The following is a 1,166-nucleotide window of genomic DNA, read 5'->3' as shown; positions in this document are numbered from 1 at the left end:
TTATACCAACGGCGATTGAGGGTGACTCTCAGGGGCTTTCGGTTGAGTGCGATCGCTGATTCCATGGTGCGGGGAGGATTCGCGCCATGGCCTCTGCGGTGCAGCTTCGGACGGACTACTCGGCTTCGGATTTGCGGCGGCTCGCCGCTGCTTCGAAACACGCCAATCAGAGCCGGCGGCTGCTGTCGCTGGCAGCGGTCCTTGATGGGATGGATCGCGCCGAAGCGGCTCGGATCGGCGGCATGGATCGTCAGACCCTGCGCGATTGGGTTCACCGCTTCAACGCGCTCGGCCCCGACGGGCTGCGCGACATCCGCCCCAAGGGCCATCCGCCCCGGCTGTCGAAGGCGCAGCTGGCCGAACTCGCCGAGATCGTCGAGACCGGCCCGGATCGCAGGGTCCACGGCGTCGTCCGGTGGCGGCGCCTCGACCTGAGGAAGGTCGTCGCAGACCGCTTCGGCGTCGCATACCACGAGCGAACCATCGGCAAGATCCTCAAGGCGATCGGCTTCTCGCACATCAGCGCCCGCCCCCGGCATCCCGGGCAGGACCCCAAGGTCATGGAGGACTTCAAAAAAACTTCCTTCGGACCCTGAACGCTCACGTCGGGCACCTGTCGAAGGGGCGCCGCATCGAGGTCTGGTTTCAGGATGAGGCCCGGATCGGTCAGAAGAACGGCATCGTCCGGCAATGGGCGCGGCGCGGAACGCGACCCCGCCAGCCCGCCGACCAGCGCTACGACAATGCCTGGCTGTTCGGGGCCATCTGCCCGGCGCGCGGCGTCGGTGCCGCCTTGACGCTGCCCTATATCGGTACCGAGGCCATGCAGATGCACCTCGACGAAATCTCGACCATGGTGGCTCGGGGATCGCACGCCGTGCTGCTGCTCGATCGCGCCGGATGGCACACTACGAGGATGCTCACCGTCCCGAAGAACATAACGCTGATCTTCCTGCCGTCGCGCTCGCCGGAGTTGAACCCGGTCGAGCAGATCTGGCAGTATCTGCGATCGAACTTTCTCTCCAACAGCGTCTTCGAGACCTACGCCGACATCGTCGATGCCGCCTGCGAGGCTTGGCGCAGTCTCACCGAAAACCCAGAAACCATCACATCCATCGGCAGCAGCCAATGGGCGCACATCGGTCATTCATAAGGGCCGTTGGTAT

At 64.8% G+C, this 1,166-nt stretch carries 1 protein-coding gene; it reads left to right on the top strand.

Annotated features, from left to right (window positions below):
• Window positions 1-86: 86 nt before the first annotated feature.
• Window positions 87-1,153, top strand: a protein-coding gene (locus FBQ73_RS02485) for an IS630 family transposase (protein ID WP_138397954.1) whose coding sequence is annotated in 2 segments (ribosomal slippage) — window positions 87-573 and window positions 573-1,153 — 1,068 coding nt in all. Because the reading frame shifts where the segments join, the coding sequence is not laid out codon by codon here.
• Window positions 1,154-1,166 lie beyond the last annotated feature (13 nt).

The organism is Xanthobacter autotrophicus (assembly GCF_005871085.1).
Classification (GTDB): Bacteria; Pseudomonadota; Alphaproteobacteria; order Rhizobiales; family Xanthobacteraceae; genus Xanthobacter; species Xanthobacter autotrophicus.
This window is presented reverse-complemented; position numbering and strand designations above follow the sequence as displayed.